This is a genomic window from Paenibacillus sp. MAH-35 (assembly GCF_058135425.1).
Genome location: NZ_JBYUPU010000001.1, coordinates 219,953 through 236,083 on the forward strand (window position 1 = coordinate 219,953; position 16,131 = coordinate 236,083).

The 16,131-nt window shown below is 56.7% G+C and carries 14 protein-coding genes; 11 read left to right on the forward strand and 3 right to left on the reverse strand.

Annotation, left to right across the window (positions count from 1 at the left end; all coding sequences use genetic code 11):
- Nucleotides 1–16: 16 nt before the first annotated feature.
- From AC3Y2E_RS00850 to AC3Y2E_RS00865, 4 genes are all read left to right on the forward strand, one after another.
- The gene (locus AC3Y2E_RS00850; protein ID WP_379206166.1) at nt 17–1,108 is read left to right on the forward strand and encodes a CgeB family protein; all 1,092 of its coding nucleotides are present in this window, start codon (nt 17–19) and stop codon (nt 1,106–1,108) included.
- 139 nt (nt 1,109–1,247) lie between these two features.
- The gene (locus AC3Y2E_RS00855; protein WP_379206168.1) at nt 1,248–2,231 is read left to right on the forward strand and encodes a GT-D fold domain-containing protein; all 984 of its coding nucleotides are present in this window, start codon (nt 1,248–1,250) and stop codon (nt 2,229–2,231) included.
- Nucleotides 2,232–2,286: 55 nt separating this feature from the next.
- Entirely contained in the window at nt 2,287–3,651 is a 1,365-nt protein-coding gene (locus AC3Y2E_RS00860; RefSeq protein WP_379206171.1) for a glycosyltransferase family 2 protein, read from the forward strand.
- Nucleotides 3,652–3,662: 11 nt separating this feature from the next.
- Nucleotides 3,663–3,923: a hypothetical protein gene (locus tag AC3Y2E_RS00865; RefSeq protein WP_379206173.1), complete on the forward strand. Its 261-nt coding sequence runs from the start codon at nt 3,663–3,665 to the stop codon at nt 3,921–3,923.
- A gap of 61 nt (nt 3,924–3,984) precedes the next feature.
- Here AC3Y2E_RS00865 and AC3Y2E_RS00870 read toward each other — a convergent pair whose 3' ends face one another.
- The gene (locus AC3Y2E_RS00870) at nt 3,985–4,497 is read right to left on the reverse strand and encodes a DUF4214 domain-containing protein (protein ID WP_379206528.1); all 513 of its coding nucleotides are present in this window, start codon (nt 4,495–4,497) and stop codon (nt 3,985–3,987) included.
- 283 nt (nt 4,498–4,780) lie between these two features.
- Here AC3Y2E_RS00870 and AC3Y2E_RS00875 point away from each other — a divergent pair, with 283 nt between their 5' ends.
- The 6 genes from AC3Y2E_RS00875 to AC3Y2E_RS00900 all read left to right on the forward strand — a co-directional run bounded on the left by AC3Y2E_RS00875 (nt 4,781) and on the right by AC3Y2E_RS00900 (nt 11,581).
- Nucleotides 4,781–5,713, forward strand: coding sequence for a GDP-L-fucose synthase family protein (locus AC3Y2E_RS00875; protein ID WP_379206175.1), 933 nt, complete (start codon nt 4,781–4,783; stop codon nt 5,711–5,713).
- A gap of 36 nt (nt 5,714–5,749) precedes the next feature.
- Nucleotides 5,750–7,036, forward strand: a complete 1,287-nt coding sequence (locus tag AC3Y2E_RS00880; RefSeq protein ID WP_379206177.1) for a glycosyltransferase family 2 protein — start codon at nt 5,750–5,752, stop codon at nt 7,034–7,036.
- 211 nt (nt 7,037–7,247) lie between these two features.
- Nucleotides 7,248–8,282, forward strand: coding sequence for a mannose-1-phosphate guanylyltransferase (locus AC3Y2E_RS00885; protein ID WP_379206179.1), 1,035 nt, complete (start codon nt 7,248–7,250; stop codon nt 8,280–8,282).
- A 4-nt stretch (nt 8,283–8,286) separates the two neighbouring features.
- Nucleotides 8,287–9,234, forward strand: a complete 948-nt coding sequence (locus tag AC3Y2E_RS00890; protein ID WP_379206181.1) for a GDP-mannose 4,6-dehydratase — start codon at nt 8,287–8,289, stop codon at nt 9,232–9,234.
- Between the two features lie 308 nt (nt 9,235–9,542).
- Nucleotides 9,543–10,853, forward strand: coding sequence for a glycosyltransferase family 4 protein (locus AC3Y2E_RS00895; RefSeq protein WP_379206183.1), 1,311 nt, complete (start codon nt 9,543–9,545; stop codon nt 10,851–10,853).
- 71 nt (nt 10,854–10,924) lie between these two features.
- Nucleotides 10,925–11,581 carry a serine/threonine protein kinase gene (locus AC3Y2E_RS00900; RefSeq protein WP_379206185.1) on the forward strand — a complete coding sequence of 219 codons (657 nt, stop codon included), beginning with the start codon at nt 10,925–10,927 and terminating at the stop codon, nt 11,579–11,581.
- A 51-nt stretch (nt 11,582–11,632) separates the two neighbouring features.
- On the opposite strand, the gene AC3Y2E_RS00905 is transcribed toward AC3Y2E_RS00900, so the two are convergent.
- On the reverse strand, nt 11,633–12,544 hold the full coding sequence (locus tag AC3Y2E_RS00905) for a phosphotransferase family protein (protein ID WP_379206187.1): 912 nt from the start codon (nt 12,542–12,544) through the stop codon (nt 11,633–11,635).
- Nucleotides 12,545–12,584: 40 nt separating this feature from the next.
- A complete protein-coding gene (locus AC3Y2E_RS00910) occupies nt 12,585–13,082 on the reverse strand; it encodes a DUF4214 domain-containing protein (protein ID WP_379206189.1) in 498 nt (165 codons plus the stop codon).
- A 277-nt stretch (nt 13,083–13,359) separates the two neighbouring features.
- Between AC3Y2E_RS00910 and AC3Y2E_RS00915 the strand changes: the two genes are divergently transcribed.
- Nucleotides 13,360–16,122, forward strand: a complete 2,763-nt coding sequence (locus tag AC3Y2E_RS00915) for a glycosyltransferase (protein ID WP_379206191.1) — start codon at nt 13,360–13,362, stop codon at nt 16,120–16,122.
- Nucleotides 16,123–16,131 lie beyond the last annotated feature (9 nt).

A 16,131-nucleotide genomic window follows, 5' to 3' on the forward strand; every position in this document is an offset into this window, starting at 1 on the left:
GAGAGGGGGAACAAAAGTGACCGGTAGGAAAACCGCCGCCGCTCCCGGCTGGGAAGCCGGATACCGGGCCGGCTGGAGCGAAGGATTCCGGCTGGGCAAATGCGCCTCGATCGTACGTCAGACGGGATATGAGCCTTCCGCGATGGAGGTCAGCGTCCTTTACGTCAAATCCGGGCTCTGGTCGTACGATCCGTTGGATCAAGGGATTATCGCCGCCTTGCGCCGTCTTGTCCGCAATGTGCATGTCGCCGTTCCGGCGGACGATGTGGCTGGTCTCGCGGCTGTCGTCCGCCCGGATCTCGTGCTTGCCTTGAACTCGGTCGAATGTCTCGGAGTCGGCCAGGTCGATGCGATTCGCGGGATGGGCATCCGTACGGCGGTCTGGTTTACCGACGATCCGTACTATTCGAACGTGACCGGCCATATCGCCGTCCATTACGATGATGTGTTTACGCTGGAGGAAGCCTGCGTCTCGTTTTACCGGGAGCGCGGCTGTTCCCGGGTGCATCATCTGCCGTTCGGGGCCAATACGGCTTATTACGCCCCGAAACGCGCCGATCCGAAGTATGCATCGGACATCTGCTTTATCGGCAGCGCCTTTCAGGGCCGAGCCGCCCTGTTCGACCGGATCGCTCCTTACTTGAGAGACAAGTCGGTATTTATCGCGGGTTATTGGTGGGACCGGATGGCGAATTACGCCATGCTCGCGGACAAAATCCGGCTCGGCACCTGGATATCCCCGGAAGAAACGGCCATGTATTACAACTCGGCCAAAATCGTCATCAACCTGCACCGCGCCATCGATGACGAAACGAATCAAAATCCGCTTGGAATCCCCGCTCGCTCCGTTAACCCGAGAAGTTTCGAGATCGGCGCCTGCGCGGCGTTCCAGCTGACCGATACGCGGGAGCAGACCGCAGCCGCGTTCGTTCCGGACGCGGAGGTTGCCGTCTACTCCTCTCCGGAGGAGCTGATCGAGAAAGCGGACTATTACTTGAGCCGGGACGAGGAACGGAGAGAGATGGCACTGCGCAGCTTCTCCCGCACGATGCGCGAGCATACGTATCCGCGGCGTGTCCGGCAGCTGCTGGACGCCGTCTTCGCCTGAACCCGGCGGCAAATTGGATGATTGTCCCCGGCACGGATGGCCGGGGGACGAATACGATATGGGGAATCGCCAGCATATCCCTTTACAGAAGGTGGTGACCGTATTGCCACGTCCCGTTTTGCGGAGGAGCAAGACGCTGATGAAACGGAAATGGCGGCTGCGGCGCAAGCGGCTGCGGAAGCCGTCCGGGCGGCTGCAAGTCGCGACAGGCGGAGCGGCCGGTTCCGTTTCTTATAATGAAGGCTACAATTCAGGCTACAACGGCGGGTACGATAAAGGCCACGAAGACGGATACCGGCAAGGCCGGTACGACGGTGAATCGCGGAACGAATGGAAGGAAGGCGTCGAAAGTCTGATCGACTCCTTCGTTCCGGAATACGAAGTGCTCGCGGATTTTACCGCCGAACAGATTGTGGCGGCGGGAGTCGAGAGCTTGCGTTCGCGATTCCGCCATCTGCTGACGCCGGACGAACTGGGCGGCAGGGTGCTGCACGCGCTGGAGACGAAGGCTCCGTTCTCCCTCGTGAGACTGGGAGACGGGGAGCTGCTGACGATGGCGCAGGATACGGTGCTGGGCGTGCAGCAGGTTCGGGAGCAGGGATCGTTTCTCGGGTACGCTGGAGTGAACGTTCCCGACCTTGAGGCGCGCGATCAGCTCCGGGATGCGGTCAGGAAAGCGTCGGTCGTAGGCATTCCGAAGCTGCGCGTACGCAATTACCAGCCTCTTGCCGTCGCTGTGTTCAAGGCGCACGGCATTGAGCTCGATTCGCTTACTTTAACCGATTCACTGATCAACTACTACTTGTACCAGGCCGGGTATGTATCGAGAATAACGAGCGGCAGGCGGGTGCTTGTCGTCGGAACGCTGGCGGAGCCGCTGTCCAATTATTTGCGGGGCTGCGGCGTAAACGTTACGGCGTCGGTAGCTCCGGTCGACGGCGTCAAGGACGTGCCGCGCGTCATGAAAGAAATCGCGAATCACGACTTCGACGTCGCGTTCGTGGCGGCGGGCATAGCGGCCGTGCTCATCTCGCAGCGGATCGCGTCCGAGCTCGGTAAAGTCGCGATCGATTTCGGTCATTTGGCCAACTCGATGTTAAAGGGCGAGGCGCCTTTCAAATGAAAGCCGACCAGACGTTCCGCCCGGCAACTACCCGGATGAAGGGAGGGAATTCAAGGTGCGGGCCAAACAACGTAAGGATGCCCGTAATCGGGCGGCTCTGAACTCGATATACGACGGCGCCTACAATACCGGCTACAACAGCGGACATTCGCACGGCTACAGCCTCGGATTTCAAAAAGGAAGCGATGCGTTCGCCGACGGCTTCGAAGGTACGAGTATCGTCATTCCAACCTACAATCAGCATAAATATGTCGCCGAGTGCATTGAGAGTATCGGAGTTTATACACCCGAGCCGCATGAGATCATCGTCATCGATAACGGCTCGACGGACGGAACCGCAGATTACTTGCGGTCGTTGAAGCGCGGAACGGTCCGCTATAAAATATTCGACCGGAATCTCGGCTTCGCTGGCGGGGTTAATCAGGGACTGATGATGGCGCGGGGTTCGACGATCATGTTTCTGAACAACGACACAGTCGTCACCCGGGGATGGCTGTCCAATCTGCTCGCCTGTCTGCATGGCGGCAGCCGCTTTGGACTCGTCGGCCCGGTTACCAACTACATTAGCGGGGAGCAACTGATCGAAGCGAATTACAGCTCGATTGAAGAGATGCACCGGTTCGCGGCCGCGATCAACCGGTCCGATCCGGCCAAGTGGAGGGCTACCGGCAGGCTGACGGGGTTTTGCGTGCTGATGCGGAGAGACGTGTTCCAAAGACTCGGCTACTTGGACGAAGGGTTCGAAATCGGCAACTGCGAGGATGACGATTACGGCTACCGCTGCCGGCTGATGGGACTGGACCTGGTCATCGCCCGGGATACGTTCATCCATCATGTGGGGAGCACGACGATCAAAACGTTGACGCCCGAACAGTTCGATGAAGTATACGGGAGAAATCTCGCGTTTTACTCCGACAAATGGGGCGAGACGCATTCGCTGCTGAACGAAACGTCCGGTCACTGGAGCGACAAGCTGCTAGGCATGAAAGACTTCTATCCGTCCCATGTGACCGTCAGGGGCGCCGGACCGGCCGCATACTGGATCGAGAACGGCTTGCGCCGTCCGCTCGAGCGTTCCGAAGGGGCCGACGTCACGAGGGTGTCGCAGATCGACCTGCGCAACTGGCCGATGGGCGAAGTTATATCGCTGCAGGAATGGCAGGCCAAGCTGGCGAAGCTGCAGTCCGCTGTCCGCAAGGAAGGAGATCCGCTTCACGAAGGGGCGGTCGTACAGACGCCGGACGGAGCTCTCCACCAGCACCGCAGCGGCACGCTGCACCGTCTGATCACCGGCTGGGTGACGAAAGTATGGAACCTGGACCGGTACGCCGTCCAGGCTTTGTCCGAATCCGAGGCGTTACGCTTCGCTACCGGCTTGCCCGTTATTGCTCCGCCGGTGATCCGGGCCGACAACCTGTAAGGAGGGATCTTATGACCGTACGACGCAAAAAACATCCGGGAAGCAAACGGAGAACGAAACGGGCGGCACATCCGCATTCCCGGAACCGAAGCAGACTGCTCCGGCGGGGCAAACGGCGCCGGTCCGTCCGGCGGGGACCGGTACGGACGCGAGGGCCGGCGGGCGCGACGCTGAGTTACGACGAGGGGTATAACCGCGGTTACGACGAAGGGTTCGACGCAGGCTTTTTCCAGGCGTTCGAAGAAGGCTATCAGCACGCCTATGTGTCGTAACGCCTGGAGGGCCGATTACGTGAGGGACCTTGAGCCGGAAGCCGGCGCATGGTCCCTCTGCTTACTCTACATCCGGCATATACTCGAGTCTTGCAAAGTCGAACAATATTTTTTGTGCGATTTTAATGCCGTCCTTCGATTGGATCAGCTCCATCCCTTCCCCCGACCGCAACAGGTGAAGGGCGATTTCTGTCCGGGGGGCGCCGCTATGCAACTGCTTCACGAAGTTTTTAAACCCTTGGCTGTCGGCTTTTCTGCCGAGCAGCTCCTCATACAGCTCCTGCACGTATTTATCGGGAGAGCGGGCGTACAGATTGCGGAAGATATCGGCCGCCGACGGACGTCTTTTGCCGGAAACGGATACCGGACCGGAGCGGTACAGCCGTTCCGCCTCCTCACTTCTCATTACCGAGGCGAGAACGGTAATTTTCGATGTGCCGGAGCGCAGCATGCGCACGTGGTTATCCAGACCGGCCGGGTCGGGGTCCCGGTTAAGCAGCTCCCGGTAACAAGCGGCAACAAATTTGTGATTGTCTTTCTGGTAAACCTTCCTCAAGATCTCGATCATTCTCACTCTGCTCAAATTAGCCTCCCACCTTCTGCCCAAATCTTGATTCCGTCCTGCGTCCCCGGGATCGGGCGAACGGGTCGCTTCAGGACCCATTCGCTTGCACGGTTTCTTCGGACAGACTCCTAGTGCTACTGTATGGGGCGTCCTCGTCTCCGGCTTGGATATGTACCCGCCTCGGGCGCGCATATTTTAACGGACCCGATGTAGTTGTCTATACGCGCATGCTCCCGTTTACATATCGTAAACAAAGCCGATATGCCGATTTTCTGGAGAAAGGGAGAGATTCATGAAGCTTTCTGACAAGACGGTCGTCGTGACCGGGGGGGCCGGGTTTTTGGGCAGGCATGTGGTGGAACGGCTCAGGCGGGGAGGGTGCACGCAGATTTTCGTTCCCCGCAGCAAGCAGTACGACCTTCGCAAAGAAGCGGATATTGTGCGGATGCTGGACGATTGCCGGCCGGACGTCATTCTTCATTTGGCCGCAGTAGTCGGAGGGATCGGGGCGAACGAGAAAAATCCGGGCTCTTTCTTTTATGACAACCTGGTAATGGGCGCCCAGTTGATGGAACATTCGCGTCAGAAGGGCGTGCAGAAGTTCGTCGCGATCGGCACGATCTGCTCCTATCCGAAGTTCGCACCGGTTCCGTTTCGCGAAGAAGATCTGTGGAACGGTTATCCGGAGGAAACGAACGCGCCTTACGGGCTGGCCAAAAAGATGATGCTTGTTCAATCGCAGGCTTACCGCAAGCAGTACGGCTTTAATTCCATTTATCTGCTGCCCGTTAATTTATACGGTCCTTGGGACAATTTCGATCTGGAGACGTCTCATGTCATTCCGGCCGTTATCCGCAAATGCGTGGAGGCGAAAGAGAAGGGGGAGCCTTCGATCACGTTGTGGGGGGACGGATCGCCGACCCGCGAGTTTCTATATGTGGAAGACGCGGCGGAAGGCATCGTGTGCGCGGCGGAAACCTACGATGAATCGGAGCCAGTTAATCTGGGGTCCGGCGAGGAGATTTCCATCCGCGAGCTGGCCGAAACGATCAAGGAGTCGGTCGGCTATTACGGTGAAATTGTGTGGGATACGGGGCGGCCGAACGGACAACCGAGAAGAAAGCTGGACGTGACGGCGGCCAAAGCGAAATTCGGCTTCGAAGCCGGAACGGATATGCGGACCGGTCTGGAACGGACGATCCGCTGGTATATGAATACGCTATAAATGTCGTTCACTATGTTATGCAGGGAGGTTCCGAAGATGACCCGCAACGATACCGAATCGTCCCCTAAACCGCTCGTCTCCGTCGTTACCCCTTCTTATCAGCAAGGTTCCTTCATCCGTGAAACGATCGAGAGCATCATCAGCCAAGACTATCCCAACGTGGAGCTCATCGTGGTGGACGGCGGGTCCAAGGATGAAACGGTGGCGATTTTGGAGAAATATGCCCGGCGGTACGGCGACCGGTTCCGCTATATATCCGAGAAGGACCGCGGACAGTCGCATGCGCTTAATAAAGGGCTGGCTCTGGCCCGAGGCGAAATCATCGGCTGGCTCAACTCGGACGATACGTACTGGCCGAAGGCGATACGCCGAGCCGTGGACAGCTTGAGAAAACACCCGGAGTACGGTCTCGTATACGGCAAAGCGAATCATACGGACCGCAACAACCAGCTGCTGAGGCCGTATCCCGTCGATCCGTCCGTCGACCGGGTCCGTCTGTTCGACGTCTGCACTGTTTGCCAGCCCGCCGTCTTTATTCGCAAGCGGGTGCTGGACGATGTAGGGCCGATCGACGAAAGCTTGCAGTTTTGTATGGATTACGACCTGTGGATGCGCATATCCGCCAAATACCGGTTCGGCTATATAAACGAGTTGATGGCCAATTCGAGACTTCACGACGACTGCAAAAGCGCAAAGCAGTATTTCTCCGTCGGCCTGCCCGAAATTATCCGCTCCAGCCTGAAAAACTACGGGACGGTCTCGAACAACTGGATCATCCAGTTTATCGCGCACCATCTGCCGGAAGGTCCGGGCTGGCTAATAGAGCAGATGAACCAGTTCGGCCTGTTCGGCGGAAGGCAAAGTATCGCCTCCTCCAACCGGTTCGATGACGGCTGGGCTCCGCCAAGCTATTCGCTTGAAATCGACAGCGACGGTTCGCCGGATGCGAAGTGGCTGCTGATCGAAGGGGATCATCAGCTTCCCAAGGTGTCCAAGAAGGCTGGAGACATGCTGCTGACCGTATGGGTGAACGGCCGCCGCCAGCAGGAAACGAAAGTCGGCGAAGGCACGTTCACCCTGAAAATTCCGCTGGAGGACAGGGCCGAGTCGTATTCCATCGATATCCAGTCGAATACGTCGTTCGTTCCGGCGCATCTGAAGATTAACGATGACCGCCGCCAGCTCAGCTATAAAGTAAACGGAGCGGTACCTCTGACGAAGGCCGGCGTGGAGATGTACGACTTGCTAAAGGAGGACCCGGCATCGGTCGGCCACTGGCTGATGAAGTACCGGAAGTCCGAAAGAAAGCCCGGGCGGAAGTGAGACAAGAAAAGCTAGGCGGGGCGGCGGTCTATACCGGGGCCGCAGCTCCCGCTCGTGATAAGCTCCTTCCATGGGAGGACAAATGCCGATTTTTACGTTGTATCCGCAATATGTCCATGTTCGGCATGGTCGTCTTGCATACTATATACCTAGTTTGGTGGATGCTTACACAAACTTCGACTTTGGTGCCGCAGCAAAGGAGGGAAGCGATTTGAAAATCGTCATTATGGCCGGCGGATCGGGTACCCGCTTCTGGCCGAGGAGCGTCCAGTCGCGCCCGAAGCAGTTTCTCCCCCTCACCTCCCGCGATACGATGCTGCAGCAGACGTACAGACGATTGTTGGAATGGCTGCCCGCCCGCAAGCTGTATGTAGTAACGACGCAAGCTTACCGGTCGATCGTGCTCGAGCAGTTGCCGGAGCTGCCCGAGGAACATCTTCTGCTGGAGCCCGACCAACGGGATACGGGACCTTGCATCGCCTTGACGGCGCATCATTTCTTGTCACAGGACGACGACGAGGTGCTCGTGACAATGCCTTCGGATCATTACACCGAGGAATCTGTATCGCTCTTGAACGCTCTGATCCAAGCAGAGCGGGCGGCATCGGCCGAGAGGGCCATCGTCACGCTGGGCATCGTGCCGACAAGACCGGAGACGGGTTACGGTTATATCCAGACGGCGGAGCATGCGTCGGAAAGCGGCGTGCTGGAGGTCGTCTCGTTTATCGAGAAGCCGCCTCTCGATGTGGCGTTATCGTTAATTCAAGATCCGGGCGTTTTTTGGAACAGCGGCATTTTCGTCTGGAAGCCCAGCACAATCGCCTATTATATGAAGCTTCATCAGCCCTCGATCTGGACGAAACTGTCCGAAAGCGGCAGCGATCTCGAATCCGTCTACCCGGGGCTGCCGAAAATATCGGTCGATTACGCGATTTTGGAAAAGGCGGATACGATCAAAACGATTCCGGTCCGCTTCAAATGGGACGATGTCGGCATCTGGTCTTCGCTTGAACGCATTCAAAACGTGAACCGTGAAGGAAACATATTGGATGGAAGCGGAACGGTCCACGTGGAATCGACGCGCAACAGCATCATTTATTCCGATCATCCGAAAACGCTCATTATCGGCGTAGAAGATCTGATCGTCGTCTCAACTGCCGAAGGGCTGCTAGTCTGCCGCAAATCCGAGGAGCAGCGAATCAAATCGGCATTAAAAGCGATGGAACAACTTGAGGGGGGAGCTTGAACGGATGAAAGCTTTAGTAACAGGAATTTCCGGGTTCGTCGGAAGCCACATGGCGGAATTTTTGCTGAACAACAACGTGGAGGTTACCGGTACGATCCGGCAGCGCAGCCGTATGGACCATATCCGGCATATTAAGGACGTCCGGCTGGTGGAATGCGAGCTGAGGGACCCATTTTCGGTTGAAACGCTGATCGGGGAAATTAAGCCCGACCTGATCTTTCATCTGGCCGCGCAAAGCTTCGTCCCCACTTCGTGGAACTCACCGATCGATACGATTCATAACAATGTCGCCGGACAGGTTAATATTATGGAGGCGCTCCGCCGGTTCGACCTGTCCAGTAAAATGCAGGTAGCCTGCTCCAGCGAGGAATACGGTCATGTCGAGCCGGATGAGGTGCCCATCCGGGAGACGAATCCGCTCCGTCCGCTAAGCCCGTATGCGGTCAGCAAGGTCGCTCAGGACTATTTGGGCTATCAATATTACAAAAGCTACGGTTTGCCGATCGTCGTTACCCGGACGTTTAATCATACCGGTCCCCGGCGCGGCGAAAACTTCGTCACCTCGAACTTCGCCAAGCAGATCGCGGACATTGAGAAAGGGAGGAAGCCTCCGGTCATCCATGTCGGCAATCTGACGGCCAAACGGGATTTCACCGATGTGCGGGATGTGGTCCGGGCTTACTGGCTGGCTCTGGAGAAAGGGAAGCCGGGTGAAACGTACAACATTGCTTCGGGCACGTGCTACACTGTCCAGGAAGTGCTTGATCTGCTGCTGTCGTACAGCAATGTCAGCATCTCGATCCAGGAGGACCCGGCGCGGCTTCGGCCTTCGGACGTGGAAATCTTGCTCGGCGACGCCACCAAGTTCCGCAGCGAAACCGGTTGGCAGCCGGAGATCCCGTTCGAGAAGACGATGCGCGATTTGCTGCAGTACTGGAGAGACCAGCCCTAAGAGGTCCCCCAAAAGTGACGCCAACCTTCGCAGCCTATTCCGAGTACTTTCGGGGGAGCCCCCGAAACCTTGCCCCCGAAACCTTGCCCCTAAAAGTAACGCCAACCTTCGCAGCTTATTCCGAGTACTTTCCTCCAATTATAAAGTAAAGCTCAACAACGGGGGAGCTGCCGGCTCCCCTGTCATTTCAACCGGAAAGGGTGGATATTATGAAAAGCGCCGGTCGACGCTGGCAGAGCAAACGAGCCTCCACGGCTGTCAAAACGATAAAGCGTAAAAAGCGGAAGCCTCCGCTCAGGGGCAGGAAGGTGCGATCCAAGAAAAAACGTTTGACCGCCCGGGGGAGAAAGCGCAAGCTTCTGCTGGTTAGAGGTAGAAGACGGTTCCGCAAAGGCCGGCTCAAAGCCTGGAGAAAACGCCGCAGACGCACCCCCTCGCCTGCGCCTGCCGAAGCGCTGCCCGCTCTGATCGAGACTCCGGCCGAGCAGCGGGTGGAAATTCCAGAGGTGCCCGGGTACGTCAGAGGGATCAATCTGGTCGGCTTTATTCGGGCGGAGATGGGGATCGGGGAATCGAGCCGGCTGGCCGCCAGAGCGATATCGAAGACGGATATCGCATTCGGTGCGATGAATTTCCCGGTCACCTCGATCCGGATGGACGACATGTCGTGGGCGCACAAGGAGATGCCGGACCCGTTGTACAATACGAACATCTTCCATGTCAATGCCGATACGATGCGTTCGGTTCATCATCATTTTGGAAGCGGCCTGTTCGACGGACGTTACAATATCGGCTATTGGCATTGGGAGCTGCCCGATTTTCCGGACGAATTTTGCGACGGCTTCCATTTCGTGAACGAGGTGTGGGCGCCTACCAGCTTCGTGGCCGAGACGATTTCGAAGAAATCTCCCGTGCCGGTGATCCGCATCCCCCACGGCGTCGAGGTGAATCCGCCGGCTGATCTGAACCGCGGCTCGTTCGGCTTGCCGGACGACAAGTTTTTATTTTTCTCGATGTACGATACTCACAGCTACCAGCGGCGTAAAAATCCGCAGGGAGCGATCGAAGCGTTCAAGATGGCGTTCGACCGGAAAGACCATTCGGTCGGACTCGTCGTGAAGCTGAACCATTCGCACGCCAACCCGTCGGATCTCGAGGAAATCAACCGTCTCGTGCGCGGGTACGACAACATTTACATCATCGACCGGATCATGCAGCGGCACGAGGTTGACGGACTGCTGAACTGCACCGACTGCTTCGTTTCGCTGCACCGCTCGGAGGGCTTCGGCCTGGGGCTGGCCGAAGCGATGTATTTGGGCAAGCCGGTCATCGGCACGTACTGGTCGGGCAATACTGACTTCATGAATTCGACCAATTCGTGCACGGTCGATTTCAATATCGTCGGCGTCGGCGGCGACTGGGGACCGTACAAAGCGTATCAGACTTGGGCGGAGCCCGATCTGGGCCATGCCGCCCACTATATGCGCGAGCTGAGGTACAATACCGACTACCGCAATTCGATCGCGTATAATGGCATGCAGCATATTCGCACTTACTTTTCCCCTCAAGCGGTCGGCGGCATGATCAAAGAACGTCTGAAGCAGCTCGGCTTACAGTAGTGTCCGCCGCGGCTGCACCTGATCCGGGCCGGTTCCGCTTTCGCCGGCCCGCTGCATAAGGGGGTACATCCATGAAAGATTTCAGATCTATCCGGGTCGAGGCGGTTATCGTCAAGGGCAAAAAAGAGCTGAAGGTGCACAACCCCACCGATTATCCGATGATCGGGATCGGGGCTCAGGGGGCTGTCTTCCGGCTGTCGCCGGAACGGTGCGTCAAGCTGTACGGATCGACGCACAGCGCGAATTGGGAAGCTGCGGCGCTGAAGGCGGCGAAGGAGGGGGCTTACTTCCCCAAACTGCACGAAGCCGGCGACAACTATGTCGTTATGGACTATCTGGAGGGGCCGACCTTGCAGGAATACGTCAAGCAGCATCAGGAGCTGCCGGAATGGGCCTGCGCCCAGATCGTCGGCATCCTGCAGGAGATGCGGCGGTTCAAGTTCAAACGAATCGATACGAGAATCGGACATATGATCGTTACTTCCGGAAACAAGCTGAAAGTAATCGATCACAGCGGCGCCTTTCGGACGATCCGGCGGGCTCCGTTCATGCTGTTTATCAGTCTGGAGAAGGCCGGAGTCCTGCTTCCGTTCTTACGTTACGTAGCCAGGCATTACCCGAGGCTGTACGAGAAGTGGCGGGCCAAGAGGCGGCAGGGAACCGATGTGGACCAGGTTCCCAAGCTGCCCCGGGCGGAGTCTCTACTGAAGGAAGAAGAGGCGCAATAGCGGTAGGGGGCAGCATGCAGCTGTTCAATCAATAAAAGCGCGGGCCGGACTTTAGAAGTCCGCATCCCGCGCTTTTTGTTTCAGCCATTCGTGCCGCAGTTTGAATTTGTCTTCATTTTTTGTCTGGACGGCGATAATCATCGAGCTGAACCGGAGGATGTTCGCGTAGAAGGAGGAGCATCGCTCGAGAAAGGTCGGGTCGGCCGGCCCCTTGTACTCGCTCAGTACCGCCCGGGCGAACGGTTCCCCGTACGAGATGCACAGGTCGTGATAATCATAGGAGGGATCTCCCATCTTTAGCTGGCCGAAATCGATAACGCCGGTCAGCCTGCCCGCTTGCGGGTCGTACAAAATGTGGTCGTTTTTGAAATCGCCGTGAATAAGCGACGGCGTAAATTTGAAATGCTCGGACGGGTACAAGTAGTCGTCGAACACTTGCATGATCCAAGTCCGTTCCTTTTTCCCGATGTTCGGAAACACGTACAGTTCGACCGCCCGGTAATATCCGCTCCAGTTCCGTCTCCATTCCGCCTGAAACTGCTGCCGGTCGACACGGGTTATCGGATCGCCTGTGAACGTGTGGAGCGAAGTCAGAAACTCCGCGATCTGCTTCGCGAACAATCGCCGGGTTCGTTCGTCCAGGCCGTTCAGTTTTTTGGCTTCCAGCGAATCGCCGGGGATAATCGGATAGCCGACATAACGTATTTTGTGCTTCGACAACGATACGTAGCGAAACTGCGGGATCGGCAGAGGCAGCCGCTTACCAAGCTTGGGCAGCAATCGCTCCTCCAGCTTCAGTGAGGTAAGGTCGGATGTCAGCGGAAAGCGGAAGATGAGTTTTTCTCCCGCTACGATGATCAAATTTTGATGACCCGATGAAATGACGCGAAACGTCTGTCTGGATAGCTCGGGATGGTGTCCCCGCAAAAACTCGATGAGCTTCTCCGCCTCTAATTGTCCCAAGGTGCCCGCCTCCGTTCGCTGATCGTCCGTATGCGCCGCATTACTTGTAAAAACTCAAAATGAGCTGATCCAGCACGTGACGGGTAAACGTATACTTATCCATCCGCATCAGCGATTCGAATTCGGCCGAGGTGACGAACCGCTTGAAAATGGATGATCTCCTGCGCCCTCTGCCGAGCGACTCCAAGTAACCGTTGTAGGAATCGCGATCGGGCTCGCGGCATAGCACCTCCCGATATAGATGGCTTACGAACGAATCGGCTCTTCGGTCGAACAAGCGCTGCAGCTCGCGGTACATCATCGACGATTGGTCGTCCTTGTTTTTCGGAGGGGGCTGTTCGTACAGCGCCAGCGCTTCGTCGCTGGTCAGAAAGGCGATGAGCAGTTGGTGCTTGGAAGTGCCTTGGCGCAAGGCGAGGGAATGATGAGCCAATCCCTGTTCGTCGGGTTCCCGGTTCAACAGGCTGCGGTACAGTTCCTCCAGAAACGGCTGTTCATCCAGACTCACGATTCTATGCAGCTTCCGGGTTATGCTCAAATGAGTATCCCTCCGTTTCGGAAATCGCGGATTATGCGATAACGTACATACTCATACGTATGAGCAGGCTGTGCGGGTGGAACCTGTCATAAGCGGATACCGGGAGCTGATTTCCGAACCGGAACATGATCTGATCTTGCGCGGTAGGTTAACGCCAATTTCTCTCCGATAGGGGTACCGGTCCAAGTAGGTCTTTTTCCTGATGCATATGGTAAAGAAATTGCCGATTGCCCGAGCTGCTTTGCGGCTTGATCTCAAGGAAACAGGTGGTGGTACGATGAACATCGCGGTCGATATGTCCTTTTCGGAGACAGATTCCGGCCGGCCCGGCGCGGATCGTTACGTGAAAAATTTGATGGATTCGATCGCCCCGCATAATAAGGAGCATTCTTTTTTTTATTATCGGCTGGATGAAGAAACGTTGGATTCCGAAACTTACAAAAACCGTCTGCAGTCGTTTCTGGAGCAGAACAGGATCGACTTGTTCCACCTGTTTCAGCCGTTCGACCCCGCCTACCCTTCCCTTCAAAGAAAATGGTTCGGAACAGCCAAAGTGGCGGTCACGCTTCACGATGTATACCCGCTGCTAGGTCCGGACGGCACGGAAGACGGCTTCTCCGGGCAGGAAAGCGGAAGCGATAGGAAGGAGTTTATCCGGTCGAGCGACCTCATTCTGGTCAATTCGGAGAATTTGAAGCGGGAAGCGATCCATTGGGCGGATCTGGATCCGGATAAAATCACAGTCGTCCCGGAAGGAGTGGATAGAAGGTTCAAGCCGAGAAGAACAACGGCAGCGGAGCTGGCCGAATTCGGAATTACGAAGCCGTATGTGCTGAGTTTGGGAGGGATGGATAACAGACGAAATACGAGAGCTTTGATTGCGGCGTTCGCATCGGTGAACAAGTGGTGCAAGTCCAGTTACCAGCTAGTGATGATCGGCGACCCGGATACGAGGTTCGGCGCGCTGCGGACGTCCGATGAGGAACCATCGGAGGACTGCGAAGATGTCGTATGGGTGTCCCCCGCGTCCATTGACGATCTGGTGAAACTTTATGGAGGCGCTAAGCTGTTTGCCTGCCCGTCCTTTTTCGAGGCGGCCGGTTATCCGCTGCTTGAAGCGATGGCGTGCGGAGTTCCGGCGCTGGTCACGAACGACGCTTCATTAAAGGATGTGGCGGGCGATGCGTCCTACAAAGTAAACCCGGCCAAGCATGAAGAGATTCGAGCCGGGATGATGAAAGTATTGACGAACGAGAAGCTGGCCCAGGATCTGAGGGAGAAGGGGTTCGAGCAAGTCAAACGGTTTCAGCGCAGAACTGAGGCGGAAAAGGTGCTGGCCGCTTACCGTCTGACGTGCAGGAAAAAACTGGCGATCTTCACGCCGCTTGCGTCGTCGAGAACCGGAATCGCCGAACATATGGATACGATTCTGCCATTGTTAAGCGAGCGATTCGAATGCGATCTGTTCGTGGACGACAGTTATGCCTCTCCCGGGGAGGCCGGCCGTTATTGGAATCCGGAGATCCACATATGGAACCATGCCGAATTTCCGGGCAGGGCCGATCAGTACCAGGCGATCGTGTATCAACTGGGCAACACCAAGTATCACAGCTATATGGTGCCTTATCTGAGAGCTTACCCGGGAACGGTCGTGCTGCACGATCTGAACCTGCACGGATTGACGGGCGAATGCACGCTGCTGAAAGGGGACGGCAACGGTTATTTGTCGGTTGTGGTGGAGGAGTTCGAGGATCGGGCGATCGAAGTGATGCAGTCGATGCTGAACGGGGCTCATGCCGACATCGTCGTGAACCGGTATTATTTGAAAAATGCCAAATCGATCGTCGTTCATAACGAATATGCCAAGCAGCACTTGCAGGACAAAGGATTCAGCAATGTCGTCATGTGCCGGTTGCCTGTAGAGCTTCCCGTAATGATTTCGATGCTGTTCGACCGTCACTTCGTTTTTGCCAGTTTCGGCCGGGCAACGGATAACAGGCAGATCGACAAAGTGCTGGCTTGCCTACGGCGGCTGGTCGACCAAGGAATAAACGGAATCCGGTACTGGATCGTCGGGGAGTGCGAGCCCCGTTATAAGGAACGGCTGGATGAGATCGTCCGGAATTTGCAGCTCGAAGATTATGTCGTATTTTACGGTTACGTCCCGAAGATGAAGTATAACGCCATGATGAGCCAGTCCGATGTGTGCATCAGCCTGCGTCATCCGACTTGCGGGGAAACGTCGCGTTCGCTTCTGGACGCGCTCGCGAACGGCAAGCCGGCCATCGTATCCAACGTCGACTCGTTCCGCGAATTCCCGGACGGTGCCGTTTATAAAATCCAGAACGACGCAACTATGGAGAACCGTTTATATGAGGCGATGCTTGCTCTCTACGAAGACAAAAATTTGCGCAAAACGATGAAGCAGCAGGCTAGAGGTCACGTAGCCCAGCTTCACGGCGTAGCTCCCTATGTCGCCAGAATAAGCACGGTGATCGAAAAAGGGGCCAAATATGCCGAGGAAACGCAGGAGCCTCCCGCTCCGGCGGAGCTGCCGGCAGTGGAAGATATCGAAACGGATGCTTTACCGGATTACGAGCCCCGGGAGGAGCCCTGTCCGGAGCCGGTGTCCGCCCAGCCGCAAACGGTGCTGCTGCAGCCGAACCGGTACCGGCGTATGATTCGGGGCAAAAAGCGGGTTTCCTACTTCTCCTTCAACTTGGCCGCTCTCCCGCCGAACTGTTCGCTGCAAGAGGCCGTCATGGTTATCCCGGTATCGAACCGACAGCTCAGCGTGCATCGGATCAGCTCCGGCTGGAGTGCGAAAACGTTGCGCCGCCGCCGCCCGTCCGTTCGTCCGAGAGCGCTGTACCAGGCTCGGCGCAGCGCCAAAAGCAAGCCCGGAGCGTACGAGTGGAATTGTACGCAACTGGCGCAGAAATGGCTGAGCGACCACAAAAGTAACCACGGCCTCTACATCCCGTCGTATTTGGCGCTTCGTAAGCCCTATCTGTCGTGCAAGGTCATATCCAAATCGTAGCAGTGCCTT

Excerpts from the sequence above, each read along its gene's own strand:
- AC3Y2E_RS00875 (WP_379206175.1), top strand. The coding sequence starts at position 4,781 with ATGAAGCTTTCTGACAAGACGGTCGTCGTGACCGGGGGGGCCGGGTTT.
- AC3Y2E_RS00915 (WP_379206191.1), top strand. The coding sequence starts at position 13,360 with ATGAACATCGCGGTCGATATGTCCTTTTCGGAGACAGATTCCGGCCGG.
- AC3Y2E_RS00865 (WP_379206173.1), top strand. The coding sequence starts at position 3,663 with ATGACCGTACGACGCAAAAAACATCCGGGAAGCAAACGGAGAACGAAA.
- AC3Y2E_RS00855 (WP_379206168.1), top strand. The coding sequence starts at position 1,248 with ATGAAACGGAAATGGCGGCTGCGGCGCAAGCGGCTGCGGAAGCCGTCC.
- AC3Y2E_RS00890 (WP_379206181.1), top strand. The coding sequence starts at position 8,287 with ATGAAAGCTTTAGTAACAGGAATTTCCGGGTTCGTCGGAAGCCACATG.
- AC3Y2E_RS00900 (WP_379206185.1), top strand. The coding sequence starts at position 10,925 with ATGAAAGATTTCAGATCTATCCGGGTCGAGGCGGTTATCGTCAAGGGC.
- AC3Y2E_RS00880 (WP_379206177.1), top strand. The coding sequence starts at position 5,750 with ATGACCCGCAACGATACCGAATCGTCCCCTAAACCGCTCGTCTCCGTC.